Below are 18,573 nucleotides of genomic sequence, written 5' to 3' on the forward strand. Positions count from 1 at the left end.
GGTTCGGGCGAGGAGCGGGCACAGTGCAGCGCTGGCGTGGCTTGGAGGACATCCCCCAGGACTGGGGGCGCAGCGTCGTCACCATCGGCTCGTACGACGGTGTCCACCGCGGGCACCAAGTGATCATCGGCCGTGCGGTGGAGCGGGCGCGCGAGCTGGGTGTGCCGTCGGTCGTGGTGACCTTCGACCCGCACCCCATGGAGGTCGTGCGGCCGGGCAGCCACCCGCCGCTGCTGGCCCCGCACCACCGGCGCGCCGAGCTCCTCGCGGAGCTGGGCGTCGACGCGGTGCTGGTGCTGCCCTTCACGGCGGAGTTCTCCAAGCTCCCCGCGGCCGACTTCGTGGTCAAGGTGCTCGTCGACAAGCTCCACGCCAAGCTGGTCGTGGAGGGCCCCAACTTCCGCTTCGGGCACCGGGCCGCGGGCGACGTGGCCCTGCTGGAGAAGCTCGGCGGCACATACGACTACGGCGTCGAGGTCGTCGGCCTGGAGCTGTCCGGGGCCGGCGAGGACGGGGACGCGCTCCCCTTCTCCTCCACCCTCACCCGCCGCCTCGTCGCCGAGGGCGACGTCGAGGGCGCCCTGAAGGTCCTCGGCCACCCGCACCGCGTCGAGGGCATCGTGGTCCGCGGCGCCCAGCGCGGCCGCGAACTGGGCTTCCCGACGGCCAACCTGGAGACCCTGCCGCACACGGCGATCCCCGCGGACGGGGTCTACGCCGGGTGGCTGGTCGTCGGCGGCGAGTCCATGCCCGCCGCGATCTCGGTCGGCACGAACGTGCAGTTCGACGCCACCGAGCGCACGGTGGAGGCGTACGCGATCGACCGCGTGGACCTCGACCTGTACGGTCTGCACGCCGCGGTCGACTTCCTGGCCTATCTGCGCGGCATGGAGAAGTTCGACTCCATCGAGGCGCTGCTGGAGCGGATGGCGGACGACGTGAAGCGGGCGCGGGAGCTGGTTTCGGCGCGCGAAGCGCGCTGAAATTCAGCCTGTCCGGCGCCTGAGGACTTCGCCCGAAGGGCGAATGGGGGGTCCGGGGTCTCCCCGGAAGAAACGGTGAAAGGGCGGGGCAGGGGCTCAACACCCCCGCCCCGCGCGGTCACTGCGGCTGCTGCCACGCCCCGTACGGGTTGTAGCCCCCCGCCGACGGCGGCTGCTGACCCGGCAGCGGCTGAGCCGCCCCGGGCTGCGGGGGCAGCGGCTGAGCGGCCGGCGGCTGCCCATAGCCCGGCACAGCCCCGGGCCCCGGCTGAGGCGCCGGCACCGCCGCCGGCCCCCCGCCCGCCCCCCACAGCCCCTGCTGCTGCTGGGCCCGGACGAAGTCCTCCGCCACCATCGCCGCCAGCCCGAAGTACGCCTCCCGCGTCTTCGGCCGCATCATCTCCAGGTCCAGCTCGGCCCCCGCGGCGAGGTGCTCGTCGAACGGCACGACGACCACGCCCCGGCACCGGGTCTCGAAGTGGGAGACGATGTCCTCCACCTTGATCATCTTGCCGGTCTCCCGCACTCCGGAGATGACCGTGAGGCTGCGCCCCACCAACTCGGCGTATCCGTGCGCCGACAGCCAGTCCAGCGTGGTGCTCGCGCTGCTCGCGCCGTCCACCGACGGGGTGGAGACGATGATCAGCTGGTCCGCGAGGTCCAGGACCCCGCGCATCGCGCTGTACAGCAGACCCGTTCCCGAGTCCGTCAGGATGATCGGGTACTGGCGTCCCAGGACGTCTATGGCCCGCCGGTAGTCCTCGTCGTTGAACGTGGTCGAGACCGCCGGGTCCACGTCGTTGGCGATGATCTCCAGCCCGGACGGCGCCTGCGAGGTGTAACGGCGGATGTCCATGTAGCTGTTGAGGCCCGGGATGGCCTGCACCAGGTCACGGATGGTCGCGCCCGTCTCGCGCCGCACCCGGCGGCCGAGCGTGCCCGCGTCCGGGTTGGCGTCGATCGCGAGGATCTTGTCCTGCCGCTCGGTGGCGAGCGTCGCGCCGAGGGCGGTGGTGGTCGTGGTCTTGCCGACGCCGCCCTTGAGGCTGATGACCGCGATGCGGTAGCAGGACAGGACGGGCGTACGGATCGTCTCCAGCTTGCGCTGCCGCTCCGCCTCCTCCTTCTTGCCGCCGAACTTGAACCGGCCCGAACTCTGCTTCCGCGCCTTGGGCTTGCTCTTCAGCAGCCGCTCCGAGGACAGCTCCACGGCGGCGGTGTACCCCAGCGGCGCCCCGTGCACGGAACGCTGCCGCTGCTCGGGCGTCACGGTCGGCCAGCCGCCGGTCCGCGGGTCCACGGGGGCGGCGGGCGGCGCCTCGGCGGCGGGCATCTCGGCCGGGGGCAGGGCGCCCGGCCCCTGCTGCGGCGCGTACGCACCGGGGAGCGCGGGCGGCTGCGCCGATGCGCCGTCCCCGACGGGGCGCGGGAACCCGTACCCGCTCTGCGGCGCGGCGGAGTCCGGCGCGGGCTGCCCGCCCGGTGCACCTGCGACGTCCCCGGCGGGGCGGGGGAAGCCGTATCCGCTCCGGGGCGCGCCGGTGCCGCTCTCGGCCGGGGACGGTGCGGGGACGCCGTAACCGCCCTGCGGGGCAGGGGTGTTCGGCACGCCGGCCGAGGGCTGTGCGGCGCCGGGCGTCCCATAGGTACCAGGGGCGTGCGCCCCCGGCGGTACGGGGGTGGGCGCGCCGTCCCCGGCGGGCGACGGAAGGCCGTAGCCCCCCTGCGGGGGAACGGGAGCGGCGGGCGGGAGCGCCGGGGGAGCGGGCTGCGCGGCGGGGGGCAGCGCGAAGTCGCCCTGCGCGGCGGGCGGCTGCGGCGCGGGCGCGGCGGGCCCCGCCCCGTACGCCGGGAGCGCGGGCGACGCCGCGGCCGGGAGGGCGGGAGCGCCCTGCCCCGCCGGCGGGGTGCCGTAACCGCCCGGCGCCGCGGCGGAGTTGCCGCCCGGCTGCCACGGCGCGGCGGAGGAGCCGCCCTCCGGGGGCGTCGCCGGCGGGAAGTTGGGCGGCAGGGGCGGCAGCGACGCCGGCGGGACCGACGGCGGAGTCCAGGACTCCGTGGAGGTGCTGGGTGCGTCGGGCGCGTCCGGCGTCTCCGAGGGCGCGCCGGCACCGTCCGCCGCGTCCACCGGACCCGTACGGTTCCGCAGGGACGCCGGGGAGAACCGCATCGTCCCCTCGCTGCGCAGGCTGCCGCCGTCCTGCTCGCCCTCGGGGAGCTCCGCCTCCGGATCCCCGGCCGTTTCAGGCGACTTGTCGCTTTCGCCGGCCTCCGGTGCGCGAGCCGCGATCTCGTCCCGCAGCGCGGACGCGGAGAACCGCATCGTGGCGGGCGTCCTCTCCTCGGCGGGCGCCGACTCCTCCTCGGAGGAGTCCGCTCCGTCCGGAGCCACCGGGGCGGCGGGGGCGGCCTGATGGGCCGGAGTCTCGGGCGGGGCCGGGGGCACGGCGGCGGGGGGCGGAGCCGTCGCGGCGGACGGCGTCGTCTGGACGTACCAGGCGGGCGGCGTGTAGTCGATGGTGAACTCGCCGGTGTGTTCCTGCTCCTGGTCCTGCTCGTGGTCGGCGTCGGACCGGTTCTCGCCGGCTGTGGTCCCGGCCGCGCGGATCTCGTCCCGATCGCTGCTCACAATGCCTCCTGCTGGTGTGGTCCGGCGCCTGGCGGAACCGCCTGCCGGCACGGACCGTTCCCGTGGTCCCGCCGCCCGGATTCCCCATGCGTCACGCTGCGGGCCCCCGGCGTCGGGTTCTCCATGCGTACGGTCATCAAGACTAATCGTCATCCGTAGCACTGCGGCAGGCCCGCTCGATCCGGACCGGGGCTCCGGCCGTGCGGCCCTCAGTCCATCCGACGCGCCGCCCCCAGCAGCCCCGCCTCCGGATCCGTCGGACCCGTCGTGACGTATGTGCGCGATCCCCGGGTGCACCACAGCGTCACCCCGTCCGGCAGGGACGACAGCGCCTCCACATCCTCCTGCGGCAGCCCCATCGTCCGGCCGATCTGCACGGCCTCCTCGGGGGCCACCCGCTGGACGCCGACCACGTCCGCGTGGGCCATCAACCGCGCGGTCGTGGGGCCGGGGTAGGGGAGCAGGGTCAGCACCGACTGCCAGGGCGCGGACCGCACCCGGCCCAGCGGAGGGCGCACCCCGCAGTCGCGGACGACGAGCACCGGGCTGTGCACGGACGGCCCTTGCGGAGGCACCCGGCCGACGTCGTGCAGAGTGATCGACTGCTGGCCGGTGTTGGCCGCCTGCGCGAGCGCGGTCCACAGCTGCTGGCGGCCGCTCTCCACGGCGACCCGGCCGCCCGTGCCGACCGTGCGCAGCGCGATGACCTGCGCCGTCCACGCGCCGCCGACCAGGACCACGTCGAAGGGGGCGGGCCGCATCAGGCCGAGCACGGCGGGCGCGCCCTGCGCGTCGGTGCCGATGACCACCCCGTCGTCGCCCACGGGCAGCCCCAGGTCCTCGAACTGGTCGAGCGTCGGCTCGTGCCGCTCGCGGCGGGGCCCGACGAGCCCGAACCCCGGCCTGGCGGCAGCCGTTCCGTTCGTACCGTTCGTGCCTCTCGCGCGGTTCGTGTTGCTCGTGTTGCTCGTACGGCTCAAGAAGCGGCCCATCAGCGCGTCCCTCCCAGCGGCAGCGTGGCGAGGACGCCCGGTATCTGCTCGTGGTCCAGGCGGACCAGTCCGACCTTCACCCCGCGGGCGGCCCGCTCCAGCTCCCTCCGGACCTCGCCCAGCTCGTCGGCGCTGCGGCCGCACACCCGGACGTGGCCGGTGACCGTCGGCGCCTGCGTGCCGCCGCGCGCCCGGCCGCGGCCCAGCGTCAGGCTCATCGTCGTCGACAGCGCGGGCAGCGAGGTGAGCAGCGCGGCCAACTGCGGCAGCGACGCGGCGCCCTGGCCGAGCTGCGGCCAGCGGCTCACCCAGTACGTGGTGTGCCAGCGGTCGTCGCAGCGCCAGGTGCGGGAGGTCTCGGCGGTGCGCCGGGCCCCCGCGCCGTTGCGGCCGGCCTGGGCCGTCGCCGCGGGGTTGACGCTGGCGGCGGTCGACAGGGCCGTCGTCAGCCCGTCCTCGGAGAGCAGCGTCGCCCGGAACCCGGCGCCCTGCAGCCGGCTCGCCAACTGCCCCGCCGCCCGCAGCACACAGCGCCGCGCGCCCTCCACTCCGCCGCCCCGGGCCGCCACGGCCTCCGGGCACAGCTCGGGGTCGAGCTTGAGCGCGATCCAGGTCATCCGCACCGCGGGCGAACCCGTCAGCGCCTGCAGCGGTGCGTAGTTCCGCGCGGCCAGCGCCTGGGCGGGCAGATGCGGGGCGGGCGAGGGCAGGGCGCTCTGCACCACCTGCACGGACTCCAGCCGGACGTCCGCCACGTCCATCGCGTCCCGCAACAGCCCCAGCGGCAGCGCCTTGTCGGTCCGCCGCGGGCGCAACGGGGCGTCCACAGCCTCCACCTGGAGGACCGCGGTCACGAACGTGCCGTCCCCGACGACGCCGACGGAGCGGCCCTCGCGATCGGTGAACGACCCGGTGCGCAGCGCCGGATCGCACTCCACGACGGGGGCCAGCGAGGGGGCGGTGTCCGCCGGGACGGCCATCGCCGTGCGACGGGCACGGCGGCGCAGCGCGAGCACTGCGCCGATCCACTCCGGGACGGGCCGCTGCCGGCGCCGGGCCAGCGCCAGCACCGCCAGCACCAGCGCCACGCCGCCGGCGGGCGCGGCCAGCAGCGGATCGACGACGTACCCGACGAGCACCAGCGCCGCGGCGACCTCCAGCAGCACCAACTGCTGCAGCCGCACCGGGCCCAGGTTGCCCGGACCGGACTGCCGGCGCAGGGCCGTGGCCTGGCCGCCGGCCTGTCCCGACCGGGCCTGCCCCGATCGCGCCGCGGACGCCATACCCGCAACCCCCTCACGTCCGTAAAGCGGTGCGAAGCACCGAAAGACCACCGAAAAGCACCGAAAGACCGCTGAAAGACCGTCGGAAGAGCACTGCCCGGGACGTCGCCACCGGCCGATGGCGCACCCGGACAGCGGGACCGGACGGTCAACAGGCATAGTAGGGGGCCGGTCTGACAACGCGGACCGTGGGCACGATCCGACCGGTCACGCCGGCGGTCCTGCGGCCGGTTCCGGTGACCGGGCACGCCAGGCGCCCGGCGACAGGGGGAGTACTTCGGCACATGGCAACACGGCGGGACGAGCTCAACGCCTACACCTTCGCGCGGAAGCGGATGGTCGCCGCGTTCCTCCGGCCCACGGCGGCGGGGACGGACGAGGGCGCGCCGCGCCCGCTGCGGGCCGTGCTGCCCGGCATGGTCGTCGGCGCCCTCGTGCTGGCCGGGTTCGGCGCCTGGGGCATCTTCAAACCCAAGGCCCCCGCGGGCTGGTCGGAGCCGGGGGCGCACGTCATCGTCGGCAGCAAGTCCACGACGCGGTACGTCGTCCTGAAGACCGGTGGCACCAAGCGCCTGCACCCGGTCCTCAACTTCTCCTCCGCGAAGCTCCTCCTGAAGGCCGAGAAGTCCTCGGTCATCAAGGTCGAGGAGTCGGAGCTGGACAGCGGACGGATCCAGCGCGGACCCACGCTGGGCATCCCCTACGCCCCCGACCGGTTGCCGGACGACAAGGAAGCCGGCAAGCAGAAGAACTGGGCCGTGTGCGAACAGCCCGGCAGCGGCGGGAAGACCGTGCAGAAGGCGGTCTTCCTGCTCGCCGACCGCGAGGCCGCCAAGGTCGGCGGAAGCCGTCAACTCCACGACGGACAGGCCCTCTACGTCGAGGGACCCACCGGCGAGCGCTACCTCGTGGACCCCGGCGGCACCCGGCACCTCATCGGTCCGCCCGTCGGCGTCGCCCCCTCCGCGCGCGACCAGGTGCTGCGCCGCTCGCTCTTCAGCGAGGGCGCCCAGCCGCAGAAGGTCAGCAAGGAGTGGCTGGGCACCCTCCACGAGGGCAGCGCCATCACCTTCCCCCGGCTCCCCGGGAAGATCGGCGCCCCCGCCGGCGTCGCCAGCCTCGACCCGCGCCTCGACAAGGTCGGCACCGTCCTCACGGCCGTGGCGGGCAAGGGCATGCAGCAGTACGTCGTCCTGCCCGGCCGGGTGGCCCCCGTCTCCGACCTGGTGGCCCGGCTGCTGCTCACCAGCCCCGACGCGGTGGCGCTCGGCCAGAACGCCCGGGCCGCCGAGGTCGGGCCGCAGTCCTTCACCTCCTCCCCGGAGTGGTTCCACGACGACCAGGGCTGGCCGAAGCTCGTCCCCACCCAGGTCAACGACGCGTCCACCGGCGTCCGCACGGTGTGCAACGTGCTGCACGGCGTGGACGACAAGGGCGGCACCCAGCTCACCACCTGGGCCGGGACCAACTACCCCGCACAGATCGTGGACGGCGCCACCAGCGCGTACGTCACCCCCGGCAGCGGCCTGCTCTACCGGCAGGTCAACGGCTCCTCGACCAGCGTCGGCTCGCTCTTCCTGGTGACCGACACCGGGCTGCGCTACGCGGTGCAGACCAACAACGACAGCAGCGCGGGCCGCTCGGGCATCGGTGACGACGACGGGTCCAAGGACCCGCAGGAACGGGCCGCCGAGGTCAACACGGCGCAGATCCGGCTCGGCTACAAGGACGTCAAGCCCGTCCCGGTGCCGGACAACTGGTCCGCGTTCCTGCCCAAGGGACCCCGGCTCGACGCCAACAGCGCCAGCCAGCCGCAGAGTTCGTGAGGGGCCCGCAGATGACCGTACGCAGGGCGGCCGTGGCGCTGCTCACGCTTCTCGCTTCGGTTCCGGTGAATGCCGCGGCCGCCTCCGGCCTGTCGCTCGACGGCAACGGCGAGTGCACCTTCCCGATGAAGCAGCAGATATCGGGCATGCCATGGGCCCTGCAACGGGTCGTCTTCGACCGGCTGTGGCAGGACACCAAGGGCAAGGGCGTCCGGGTCGCGGTCATCGACACCGGGGTTGACATCGACAACCCGCAGCTCACGCGCGCCGTCGACCGGTCCGCCGGCCTCGACCTCCTGCCCAGGGACAAGAACGCGCCCGAGGAGAAGGGCGCGCGCACGGACGGGACCACGGACCCCGTCGGCCACGGCACCAAGGTCGCCGGGATCATCGCCGCCCGTCCGCGCCAGGGCACCGGCTTCGTCGGCCTCGCCCCCGAGGCCACGATCATCCCGATACGGCAGAACGACGAGAAGGGCAGCGGGAAGACGAAGACGCTGGCCGCCGCCATCCGGCACGCCGTCAAGCAGCACGCCCAGGTCATCAACATCTCCCAGGACACCACCCGGGCGCTGCTGCCCGGGGCGGACCTGGAGCTCGCCGTCGAGGAGGCCCTGCGCGCCGATGTCGTCGTGGTCGCCTCCGCGGGCAACGACGGGCTCGACGGAAAGGTCAAGAAGACCTATCCGGCGGCCTATCCGGGCGTCCTCGCCGTGGCCGCCTCCGACCGGAACAACGAACGCGCCTCCTTTTCCCAGGCGGGCGATTTCGTCGGCGTCGCGGCCCCCGGCGTCGAAATGGTGTCGACCGTGCCGAAAGGCGGACAGTGCGTCGACAGCGGCACGAGTTTCTCGGCCCCGTACGTCGCCGGTATCGCCGCTCTGCTCCGTGCCAAACACCCCGACTGGAAACAGAACCAGGTCGTCGCGCAGATCGAACAGACCGCGGAAAGAGCCATCAAGGGACGCGACGACTTCGTCGGCTGGGGCGTCGCCGACCCGGTGCGCGCCCTCACCGAGGACGACGGGCCCATCGACCGTCCGACCCCCGACCGGGCCGTCTCGGCCGGCCGCGGTGTCCCGCAACCGGCCGCGCTGACACTGGGCGAAACCCCCAGGGAGCGGGACGAACGCCTCGCCACGTACGCTCTGATCACGGCCGGAGTGCTGATCGCCGCGATCGCCGGCACGGCGGTCGCGCTGCGGGATCACCGCCGCCGACGGGGCGTTGTCAGACCCCCGGCATAGGGTCTGTGCGTGGTCGTCCCGTTGTTGTCCGGACCAATGACCGTCCCATCCGGGGATGAACTCGCGTCCGTCGCATACAGGTTGGACGTAAACTCGCGAGTGGCTAGAGTGGCAGCCGACAACTTCGATCCGATGCAAAGGGAACGCGCGGGAACGCGCGACTTCCACGGGGCATCCGATTCATGGGGGGTAGGTGCACAATGAGCGGCAAGCTGAAGCTTGAAGACGAAAAACTCGATTCCCTGATCAGGGACCTCGGGCACATGCACGACACGCTCGAGGCCAAGATCAACAGCCTCACCAACGTCGTGCACTCGGTGCAGGGCGTCTGGAAGGGCGACGCGGCCCAGGCCTACAACGGCCTGCAGGAGCGTGTGAACCAGGACGTGCGCAAGCTGAAGCAGCTCCTGAACTTCACCAAGGAAGCGATGGAGGCGAGCAAGAAGGGCTTCACCCAGGAGGAGTCCGACCGCCTCAACAGCTTCAAGGGCATCGGCGAGGGCGGCGTCACCGGCGCCCTGGGAGCCTTCCACGTCTCCTAGTCACCCCTTCCCTCAGCCGTAGGACCCTTCAGGAGAAGCACACATGGAGATCACGTACGCCGGCGTGACCGAGGCCGCCAACCAGGTGAAGTCCTCGGCCGACGCCATCAACTCCCAGCTGGAGTCCCTCGACTCCCGCGTCAAGGACGTCATCAGCCACTGGGACGGTGAGACCCGCGAGGCGTTCCACGCGCGCCACCAGGGCTGGGACGCGAACGTCAAGGACATGCACCAGACGCTGCTGACCATCGCGTCGAAGCTGCACGAGGCCGTGGACGGCTACGGCGCCAACGACCGTCGCCAGGCGGGGCGTTTCGGCGGCTGAGCCACGCGCTCGGTACGACCCGTGGGTGCGGGCGCGGCCCGGCCGCGCCCGCACCCACGCTTTGTTTTGTTGATTTCTTTGCACAGGCATTCAGGGGAGGTGCCTCATGGCGTCATCGGACCTGGACGCTTCCGACGACTCGCTGCAAGGCTTCAAGAAGCGCGTCGACAAGCTGCTCCACGACCTGGACGCGTCCGCCGCCTCGCACCGGCACATCGGCGACCAGAAGGTGGCGCAGGCGGCCTACGGCAGCTTCAAGGAGGGCGAGGATCTGTCGAGGGCGTACGACAAGGTGCACGCCCAGTTGGAACTGCTCTCGCGCATGCTGGGCGACCAGTTGGAGGCGATGGGCATCGCGGTGGACATGGCCGACCGCGATTACCAGGGCGTCGACCACGAACACGCCGCCCGCCTGGCCGCCATTCAGAAGCAGTCCGCCAAGGACTGGGAGCAGCAGCAGAAGTGGGCCGCAGAGGCGAAGGGCGGTCACCCGCCGGCGGAGAAGCCGAAGTACGGTCCGTTCCCGCCGTCGTCGCCGTCCGGAACCGGCACGGTCGGGCAGAAGTGAGACGGGGGTAACGCGAGATGGCAGCAGAGGGCGGGCCCACGAGTTTTGACGGTATGTCCGTCGAGAGCATGTATGCCAGCATCATCGGGTCCAATGGGGCCGATGTCTCGGCCAAGGGCAATGCGCTGGTGGATGCGAAGGACAAGATCCAGAGCATCGGTGACGACCTCAAGGCCCATGTCGGCCGGACCAAGTGGGTCGGCGAAGGCGGCGACGCCTTCCGTGAATGGGGCGACGCCTTCGCCAAGCAGATCATCAAGCTTGCGCATGTGGCGGGAGTCACCGGTGACCACATGGTCCACGCGGGCGACGCGATCAAGGCTGCCGCCGAGACGATGCGCAAGGAAGCCCCGGCGGGCTCCATGGGCATGTGCTTCGCGGACGCGGACAAGGAGAAGGCGCGCATCAAGGAGATGGAGGACCTGAAGGAGAAGGTCCTTCCTCAGCTGCGGACGGCGGCTTCGGCCTGCCGGGTGGCGGCGAGTGACATCGGGGGGTTGGAGGCGCCGCAGTTCCGGCCGATGCCGGCGGATGTGGCCCCGACTCCCGGGATCGAAGACTGGAGCGTGCCCTACGAGTCGTCGGGTGGTACGTCGACGGAAGGTTCCGGTGGCGCAGGGGCCCTGGGAGCTTCCGGTGTCGGCGGACCAAGGGCTGACGGCAGCAGTACAGGCGGACAGAGCTCGGGCGCGGCGCACTCCGGTACGGCCCAGCACCAGGTGCATGTACCGGCGCACAGTGGTTCTGATGACGGCTCTCCCAGTAGTCCGACTCCGGCACACGACAACAACACGGGTACGAGAGTCGACAGCACCACGACTGTGCCCCAGCCGCCCTCGCCGACGAATCCTTCAGGGCCCAGCACCCCTTCGTCGCCCGGGCCTTCGCATCATGGCGGACCGGTCTCCGTTCCGCCGGTGCCGCCGCCGTCGACTTCACGTGACACCGGAGCAACCAGGAAGACTCCCGGCGATCGTGGCCGTGGCGGTCCGGAGCCGCGTCCGACTCTTCCTGGAAGCATGGGGAAAACGGGGAGCCCAGGTGGCCCCGGGCGTATCGGCGGGCAGGGGAATCTGAAGGTCCCCCCGGTTCCCCGAGCCGACACCGGAGTCATCGGCGGTATGCCATCACCAGGGCAACAAGGGCCTGTATCTGCGAAGGGCGGTCCCCGAGGGACCGTCATTGGCGGCGAATCGCAGCAGACGGGCCGTGGAATGATGGGCCCTGGTGGCGCGCCAGGAGGCATGGGGTCCAGCCCAGTCCGAGGATATGGCGGTGCCGCCAGGCGAGTTGCTTCGCAGCCTGGTGGTGTGGTGGACGCGCCATCGGGCTCGCGAGGAAACCGGCGTGAATTCACTCCTGGCGGAAGTGGCCTGGTGCGTGGAGGAAACGCTGCGGGCGGCAATGCAATGGGCCCGGCTCAGGGCGCGCAGCGCAGTGCGGCGAAAAACCGTGGGCGCAATGACCGCCCAGGATATCTGACAGAGGATGAGGAGACCTGGAGCACCGGCGGGCCCGACAGCGTACCGCCGGTTATTCAGTAGGGCCTCAGAAACGACACCCGGATGGTGAGCAGAGAACACGTGAACAAGTCAAAGATCAGAGGCGCTTGCGTCCGTGCCGCGGCTGCTGCGTCCGTGCTCTGTTCTCTGCTCGCCGGTGGCGCCATCGGCGCGGCACCTGCGAGCGCTGGGACCATGCGGGAACGCCAGTGGTACCTGGAAACCATGCAGGCCGAGCAGATGTGGCAGGTGACCACGGGCAAGGGCATCACCGTTGCCGTCATTGACAGCGGGGTGCGCTCGTCGCAGCCGGAACTGCAAGGAAGGGTTCGGCCGGGGAAAGATTTCACCCGGAGCGGGGAACTGCACAGCGAGTGGGAGGACACGGACTCTCACGGGACTGCAATGGCGACGCTCATCGCAGGCGATGGTGCAGGGGGGCAAGGCATCAAGGGACTTGCTCCGGACGCTGAAATCCTGCCGGTGAAGGTGGGGGCCCGTAACGTCCCTGCAAGCAGGTTGGCTGCAGCGATCCGGTATGCAGCCGACAGCAAAGCGCAAATCATTAGCATGTCTCTCGGCATGCAGTCGTACTTGTTGTCCGACAAGGCCAAGGGTGCGCTTCAGGATGCTGTCAACTACGCCTTGAAGCATGGGAAGCTGCTCCTCGCCGGCTCGGGCAACGATGGTGACAAGGACAACGCCGTCTCGTATCCGGCTGCGACCCGGGGCGTTGTGGGTATTGCATCCGTTGATGCAAATTACAAGACGGCCAAGTATTCGACTCACGGTTCCCAGGTGGCGCTCGCCGCACCCGGCGAAAACCTTCCTACGCCCTGTTGGAAGGGCTCCGGCTACTGCCGCAGCGGCGGCACCAGCCAGGCAACAGCCATCGCCTCCGCCAGCGCAGCCCTCGTCTGGTCCCTGCACCCCAAGTGGACCAACAACCAGGTCCTCCGCGTCCTGATGGACACCGCCGGCAAGCCCACCGACGGCCCCGTCCCCAGTCAGTACATCGGCTACGGCACGATCCGCCCCCGCATCCCCGTCCTGGAGAAGAAGGGCAACCCGGGCGCCCCCGACGTCAGTCCGCTGGCGGAAGGCGCCAAGGCATCCGACGGCAAGGCGGCCAAGCCCGGCCCCGCCCCGTCCTCCGAGGCGCAGAAGTCCAAGGACAAGGCCAAGAAGGACAAGGACGACAACCTGCCCTGGTTCATCGGAGGCGCGATCGCCGTCGCGGTCCCCGGTGCCGTCCTTCTCGCCCTCATCTTCCGCCGCAGGTCGAGGGCGCGAGCACGGGCACGCGCACAGCAGCAGCCCACCGCTCTGCCGCCCACCGCGCCGTAATCGACAAACACTTCGGCCCCTGTCGCTGCCTCCTCGCGGAGCAGAGACAGGGGCCGAAGCGCTACGTACGCCCGTAAACGCCCTACTCCAACGCCCTACTCCGCCGGAGAATCGCCCTCCGGCTCGACCTCGATGTCGAACTCGCCATCCCGCACACCGAGCACGAACGCATGCCACTCGCTGGCCGTGTACCGCAGCACCACATCCGGATCCTCGGAGTTGCGCATCGCCACGGCCCCGCCCGGGAGATAGGCGATCTCGACCCGTTCCTTCGTCGGACTGTCAGGAGCGCTGAGCCACTCGACGCCGGAAATGTCCATGGCGTACAGAGCTTCCGTCTCTTCCTTGGTGGCCATCTGAGGAGAGTCCTTTCGGCACGGATGACGAACCGCCGCCGTCAGGCTACCGGTCCCGGCGAACCTCCATACGTGGCTTGGGAGAAGAAGTCGATCTGCTCGCCGACAAGACCCACAGGGAAGCCGATATCGCATATTTCGCCCACGCATGAAGTGGTGGCATTGCCTCGTTCCTGGCGAAGTGCCCACATCCCGTCATGGAATTGGGGAACCGGCCTCCGCATGTCTAGAGTCGTAGCCCTTGTCGCACTGACATGTGCTCACCAGGGGGATTGAGAGAGATGGGTGTCGTCCTTCCGGACAAACTGGCCTTTGTCCTGGACCTGATCGGTGTCAACTGGCCGAACGTCGACGAGGACGACTACCGCGACATGGCCAAGTCGCTCCGCGGCTTCGCGGACGACGTGGACGCCGGCCGCGGTGACTCCAACGTGGCGCTCAACCGTCTCCTCTCCACCAACCGCGGTGAGATGACGGAAGCGATCGAGGCGCACGTCAAGAAGCTCAACGGCAAGCACCTGCACAACCTCGCCGAGGGCGGACGTCTGCTGGCCGGGGGCCTGGACGCCGCGGCGGTCGTCGTCGCGGGCGCCAAGGGCGCGGCCATCTTCCAACTCGGCCTGCTGGCCACGGAGGTCGCGGCGGCCCAGGCGGCGGCGCCCCTCACCCTCGGCCTCTCCGAACTCGGCGCCCTCGGCGGCGTCGCGATCACCCGCACCGTCGTCAAACGCATCCTCAAGGGAGCCGCGGAGGCCGCCGCCCAGGAAGTCCTCTCCATCGTCACGGGACCGGTCTTCGCCGCTCTCGACTCGATGGCCACCGACCTCGTCGTCCAGGTCGTCTCCGACGGCCTCGGTGCCCAGGACGGCATCGACCTCAAGCAGACGCTCCAGGCGGGCAAGGACAACCTGAAGATAGCCAGCGCGGGCGGCGACGGCGGCCTGATCCTGGCGAGCGCGGGCGGCGGTGGAGGCGGCGGCGACCTGGTCTTCGACGAGCACGAGCACAACACCTTCACGGGCAAGGTGCACGATCACTCCCGGCATCTGCACGAAAAGGGCGGCAAGCACCTCAGTACGACCCACCACCACTTCAACCGCACCCGCGGCCGGGGCGCCCTCGCCAAGGCGATCGAGGGGGTCGCCGAGAAGGCGATGAAGTCCCTCGACAAGGCGCAGGGCGAACTGACGAAGCACCTCGACGACGTCGGCAAGGGCCTGACCGAGGCGGGCAAGGGCCAGAAGAAGCACGACCAGCACGTCGAAGGCGGGATGAAGGGCGTCAAGCACCATCGTCCCGACCAGAAGCCGGCGGATGCCTCCGGCGGAGGCGGCGGGGGCAAGAGCGGCGGCCATGGGCAGGGCGGCTCCGGCCAGGGCGGTTCATCGGGCAGGGGCGGACAGGGTGAGCCATTGGATCCCCGGCCGGGCTGGCATGGACAGACGGCGGGCGGTATGAAGCACTACCGCCGCGACGGGCTGCGGGTGGATCACCTGAGCGAGGAGGAGCAGCTCCGGTCGGTGAAGAGCGAGACCAGGGCCTTGGCGGACGAAACCAAGGCGATTGCCGAAGCCAACGCCGAGAAGGTCGCGGCCGGTGGCAAGGTGACGAAGGCGGACACAGGACAGGACGGCCTGAAGTCCGGGTGTTCCGGGAGTCTGCTGCACAATGGAGTGATTACTTCTCACTCGAGCATGACGAAGAAGGACGGAATCGGGCAGCCGAAGACCCACCCGGCCCTGCAGGGCATGTATGACAAAGTTGCCGCCGACATGAAGGCCGAGGGCGATTTTCCAGGTGCAGGCCACGGCAAATGTGCCGAAGTCGCCCTGATATCCGACCGGCTGCATCAACTCGACCCGACGGGCCAGAACATCCGCACACCCGAGCAGGCCCGCGAGGCCATGCAAGGCGCGGCGGTGTACACACAGCAGATCGGGGATATGCCGGCCCGAAAGCCTGGAGAGGTGGGCCTCTCCCACGGTGACTACAAGCCCCCATGTCGTTCGTGCAGTCGGGTGTTGCCCGCGTTGGGTATCAAGGCACACCGCTGAGCCGGTGTCGGGAAGACGATCGGAGAGGGAGAGATGCGACCAAGGAAGACTCCTGACGACATCGAGATGTGGCTCAGGGAGAACGGGTGGTCCCCGGAGCGCAACGTCGAGAAGGACGCAGAGGACGCCATCGCGCGGAGGGAAGAGGATCTGCGTCGGCAGGGCTACCCCATGAGGGCACCCGCCGTGGTCCATGACTTCCTGCGCTCCTACGGACTCCTTGAACTGTCCTATCCGGGGGCTCCCGAGCTGGCCCTCTGCCTGAATCCCGAGATCGGCTACACGAGCGACGGCGAAGAGATCGCCGAGCTCGCAGGAAACCTGGGCACTTCCCTCTTTCCCGTGGGATTCGAAACGGAAGAGGGCGGGGTCATCGTGATGGATGAGAGCGGGCGCGTCTTCTACATCCATCACACGGGTTTCTACTTTATGGGGCAGAGTTTCTACGAAGCGCTTATCTCGCGCCTTTCGGGTGACTTGCTGCAGGATGCGGAGGATTTCTATGTCTGACCTGGTTCCCGGCGTTGCCGCCAGCCTCCTCGTCCAAGGGAAGATCTTCAGTATGACCAACCTGACGGGCGAGGGAACTCCCAACCTCCACCCGGCAGTACGCGAATTCTTCGATGACCTCCCCACGGAGCTGCGCGAGCCCTTCCTCGGGCACTGCGCCGAATCCGCTCTGATCTCCGATCAGTTCTGGGGCCTGGACGAGGGCCGGGCCGACGGTCGCTGGACGAAGCTCGACGACGCCGCCCCGCACTTCGCCCGCTCCATGATGATGTCCGTCAAGATCCGCGAATCCGGTGACCCCGAGCACGGGCAGAGCACGCTTCCGTGCCGCGCCTGCACGGCTCTCCTGAACCGGTTGGGAGTGGAGATCGCGGACTCGTGAGCACCATCGGCACCGATGCGCTGCGCACGGCGGGTTGGCGGCCGGGCAGGGACGCCGGGGACGACGCCCTGCTCGGCATGCTGACCGCTGTCGGCACGGTTTCCCCCCACGGTGAGCAGGCATGGGAACTGTTCCCTGCCGCCGAACGCGCCCTGCGCGAGTTCCACGGCCTGACGATCGCACCCGTCGCCCCCGGGACGGACGTGGCCGCCACCGGCTGCGCCATCGATCCGACAGCCGCCCGCTTCGCCCCGCGCACAGCGGGTTCCTTCGCCCGCGCGATCGGCCAACGCCTCTTCCCCTTCGGCCGCACCGAAGCCGACACCCTCCTCTTCCTCGACGAGAAAGGCCGGCTCTTCGCCGTCGACCACGGCGGCTGGTGGCTCCTGGGCGATTCGGCCGAAGCGGGCCTGACCGCGCTCGTCGAAGGCCGGGCACCCCGGCGCATCGCGCCGCGCTCGCACCACTGGCAACTGGCCCGTCTCCCCGCCGAAGACGAGCTGACCGACCTGGTCAGGACGGCCATGGTCCCCGTCTACGTCCTGCACCGCCATGGCTTGCTCACGGCCCGTGCGGCCCGCTTCCGCATCATCGGCCTCCGCGGTCACGGCCCGGTCCGACTGGACGAAGCGTTCCCGCTCGCCCCTGGATCGCTCGACGACAGTGCCGTACTGCTGCTGAAGGGCGTCCGGCAGGCTCTGGACCCGATTCCCCTGGCCTCGGCCGAGACTTCAATCGAGCTGTGCAATGCGGCAGTCGGCAAATCGCCGCGCGCGGGCATTGGCTGCTCGATCTCCACTGGACGACAAGGCGACCAGGGGATCAACATCCGCCTGACAGCGGATACGAAGACCGTTCTGGAATCGGGCGCCGAACTGGCCGACGCCACGGCAGAGCTCGAGGCCTACGCGAGCCGACGCGTGGTACGTGCCGCTCCGGTGAGCTGACCCTGGTGCGGCGGTCCGTGTGTCTTGGGAAATTGCTGGAGCCATAAAGTGGTTGAGGAGCGGGAACGGATTGGCAAAGCTGGTTCCGTGCGGGACAGTGAGACCGATCCCCGGACCCTGATCACCGAGTTCCAGGTCTACACCCAGCTGTTGGTCGCGGGATGGATGCCAGGGCGTTCTGTGGGTGGTGAAGCTGTTGCCCTGACCGGTGACATTGCTGCTTCCCTGACATCCTGCGGATACGAGGTGGAGCCGTCCCCGGCGGCAGTGGATTTCATCAAGGAATTCGCCTTCCTGCGGGTCAGGTTCACCGACGATCCGCCTGGCAGGCATTCAGTCTGGTTCGATGTGCGCGACTACGATGAAGTCGATGCCGAGGCGATCGCAGAACTGTCCGAATGGCTTGGGCAGCCGCTCTTCCCCGTGGCCTGTGGATCTGAAGGCCAGATCGCGTTGATCGACCCGCGAGGAAGATTCTTCCTCACCCATTGGAGCGGCGATTACTACTTGGGAAAGAGTTACTACGAGGTATTCGCCTGTCTGCTCACGAATCGCCACCTCGACCTCGGGAAGGCTCCCGGCGATGACTGGTCTTCCGGTGCCGAGGCAGAGCGAATCTCGGCGCAGGCGCGTAACTGGTCCTGGCCGCGGTGGAACTGGGAGGGCATGTCGGTGCCAGGCAACCCCTTCCCTAAGTCATGGCCAATCGCAGGAAGGCTCAACGGCCATCGCCAGGTCAGGGCGACCTCGGGGGATGAATGACAACTCAGGCAAAACGGCGTTGGTGTGTGACGAGCCCGTCCGTACGAGGTAGGTCGGATCGTCCCTGGCAGGCAGAGCGGACTGCGGCTCGTTCAGCTGACGCGAGCGACATACACAACCTGCCGTCAAGGCTGGTGACTTGTGCCCTCCCATTGTCCTGGCCGGTCAGTCCCCAGGCGAGGACTTGAGGCCGGCGGTCACCGGACTCGGTGATGTGCTCCTCGACAATGGCGAAGGAGCGGGTGCGGTGGCTCCGGTTATAGGAGAGCGGCGAGCCCGAGACCGTGCTCAGATCGACTCGGGGAACGCTGCACGGCC

Annotated in this window: 17 protein-coding genes; 13 read left to right on the forward strand and 4 right to left on the reverse strand. The window is 70.0% G+C overall.

Annotated elements, in window-relative coordinates; genetic code table 11:
- Positions 1 to 23: 23 nt before the first annotated feature.
- Positions 24 to 983, forward strand: coding sequence for a bifunctional riboflavin kinase/FAD synthetase (locus AB8735_RS27290; RefSeq protein ID WP_344030591.1), 960 nt, complete (start codon positions 24 to 26; stop codon positions 981 to 983).
- A gap of 118 nt (positions 984 to 1,101) precedes the next feature.
- Here AB8735_RS27290 and AB8735_RS27295 read toward each other — a convergent pair whose 3' ends face one another.
- The 3 genes from AB8735_RS27295 to eccE all read right to left on the reverse strand — a co-directional run bounded on the left by AB8735_RS27295 (position 1,102) and on the right by eccE (position 5,887).
- Complete coding sequence (locus tag AB8735_RS27295; RefSeq protein ID WP_372409989.1) at positions 1,102 to 3,612, reverse strand: SCO5717 family growth-regulating ATPase; 2,511 nt, start codon at positions 3,610 to 3,612, stop codon at positions 1,102 to 1,104.
- Between the two features lie 209 nt (positions 3,613 to 3,821).
- Positions 3,822 to 4,604: a hypothetical protein gene (locus tag AB8735_RS27300; RefSeq protein ID WP_372409990.1), complete on the reverse strand. Its 783-nt coding sequence runs from the start codon at positions 4,602 to 4,604 to the stop codon at positions 3,822 to 3,824.
- Positions 4,604 to 5,887: a type VII secretion protein EccE gene (gene eccE / locus AB8735_RS27305; protein ID WP_372409991.1), complete on the reverse strand. Its 1,284-nt coding sequence runs from the start codon at positions 5,885 to 5,887 to the stop codon at positions 4,604 to 4,606. Before eccE ends, AB8735_RS27300 begins: the two co-directional genes overlap by 1 nt.
- Before the next feature lie 284 nt (positions 5,888 to 6,171).
- Here eccE and eccB point away from each other — a divergent pair, with 284 nt between their 5' ends.
- The 7 genes from eccB to AB8735_RS27340 all read left to right on the forward strand — a co-directional run bounded on the left by eccB (position 6,172) and on the right by AB8735_RS27340 (position 13,244).
- A complete protein-coding gene (gene eccB, locus AB8735_RS27310; RefSeq protein WP_372409993.1) occupies positions 6,172 to 7,713 on the forward strand; it encodes a type VII secretion protein EccB in 1,542 nt (513 codons plus the stop codon).
- An 11-nt stretch (positions 7,714 to 7,724) separates the two neighbouring features.
- The gene (gene mycP, locus AB8735_RS27315) at positions 7,725 to 8,960 is read left to right on the forward strand and encodes a type VII secretion-associated serine protease mycosin (RefSeq protein ID WP_372409995.1); all 1,236 of its coding nucleotides are present in this window, start codon (positions 7,725 to 7,727) and stop codon (positions 8,958 to 8,960) included.
- 200 nt (positions 8,961 to 9,160) lie between these two features.
- Positions 9,161 to 9,502: a WXG100 family type VII secretion target gene (locus tag AB8735_RS27320; protein WP_372409996.1), complete on the forward strand. Its 342-nt coding sequence runs from the start codon at positions 9,161 to 9,163 to the stop codon at positions 9,500 to 9,502.
- Positions 9,503 to 9,545: 43 nt separating this feature from the next.
- The gene (locus AB8735_RS27325; RefSeq protein ID WP_344030571.1) at positions 9,546 to 9,827 is read left to right on the forward strand and encodes a WXG100 family type VII secretion target; all 282 of its coding nucleotides are present in this window, start codon (positions 9,546 to 9,548) and stop codon (positions 9,825 to 9,827) included.
- Positions 9,828 to 9,933: 106 nt separating this feature from the next.
- Positions 9,934 to 10,395: a hypothetical protein gene (locus AB8735_RS27330; protein ID WP_344030568.1), complete on the forward strand. Its 462-nt coding sequence runs from the start codon at positions 9,934 to 9,936 to the stop codon at positions 10,393 to 10,395.
- Between the two features lie 53 nt (positions 10,396 to 10,448).
- A complete protein-coding gene (locus tag AB8735_RS27335) occupies positions 10,449 to 11,939 on the forward strand; it encodes a WXG100 family type VII secretion target (protein WP_372410000.1) in 1,491 nt (496 codons plus the stop codon).
- Between the two features lie 153 nt (positions 11,940 to 12,092).
- A complete protein-coding gene (locus AB8735_RS27340) occupies positions 12,093 to 13,244 on the forward strand; it encodes a S8 family serine peptidase (protein WP_372410002.1) in 1,152 nt (383 codons plus the stop codon).
- Positions 13,245 to 13,339: 95 nt separating this feature from the next.
- Here AB8735_RS27340 and AB8735_RS27345 read toward each other — a convergent pair whose 3' ends face one another.
- Positions 13,340 to 13,600 carry a DUF397 domain-containing protein gene (locus AB8735_RS27345; protein ID WP_372410004.1) on the reverse strand — a complete coding sequence of 87 codons (261 nt, stop codon included), beginning with the start codon at positions 13,598 to 13,600 and terminating at the stop codon, positions 13,340 to 13,342.
- Positions 13,601 to 13,881: 281 nt separating this feature from the next.
- Between AB8735_RS27345 and AB8735_RS27350 the strand changes: the two genes are divergently transcribed.
- From AB8735_RS27350 to AB8735_RS27370, 5 genes are read left to right on the forward strand one after another with little or no spacing between them, the layout of a single operon-like run.
- Positions 13,882 to 15,654, forward strand: a complete 1,773-nt coding sequence (locus AB8735_RS27350; protein WP_344030557.1) for a YwqJ-related putative deaminase — start codon at positions 13,882 to 13,884, stop codon at positions 15,652 to 15,654.
- Between the two features lie 33 nt (positions 15,655 to 15,687).
- Positions 15,688 to 16,164, forward strand: a complete 477-nt coding sequence (locus tag AB8735_RS27355) for an SUKH-3 domain-containing protein (protein ID WP_372410006.1) — start codon at positions 15,688 to 15,690, stop codon at positions 16,162 to 16,164.
- Entirely contained in the window at positions 16,157 to 16,546 is a 390-nt protein-coding gene (locus AB8735_RS27360; RefSeq protein WP_372410009.1) for a YwqJ-related putative deaminase, read from the forward strand. The genes AB8735_RS27355 and AB8735_RS27360 overlap by 8 nt, the downstream gene beginning before the upstream one ends.
- Complete coding sequence (locus AB8735_RS27365) at positions 16,543 to 17,493, forward strand: SUKH-3 domain-containing protein (RefSeq protein WP_372410010.1); 951 nt, start codon at positions 16,543 to 16,545, stop codon at positions 17,491 to 17,493. The genes AB8735_RS27360 and AB8735_RS27365 overlap by 4 nt, the downstream gene beginning before the upstream one ends.
- A gap of 48 nt (positions 17,494 to 17,541) precedes the next feature.
- Positions 17,542 to 18,255 (forward strand): SUKH-3 domain-containing protein, encoded by a 714-nt coding sequence (locus tag AB8735_RS27370; RefSeq protein ID WP_372410011.1) that lies wholly within the window; start codon positions 17,542 to 17,544, stop codon positions 18,253 to 18,255.
- Positions 18,256 to 18,573: the final 318 nt, after the last annotated feature.

The organism is Streptomyces luteireticuli, from assembly GCF_041519305.1.
In the GTDB taxonomy this organism is placed as follows: domain Bacteria; phylum Actinomycetota; class Actinomycetes; order Streptomycetales; family Streptomycetaceae; genus Streptomyces; species Streptomyces luteireticuli.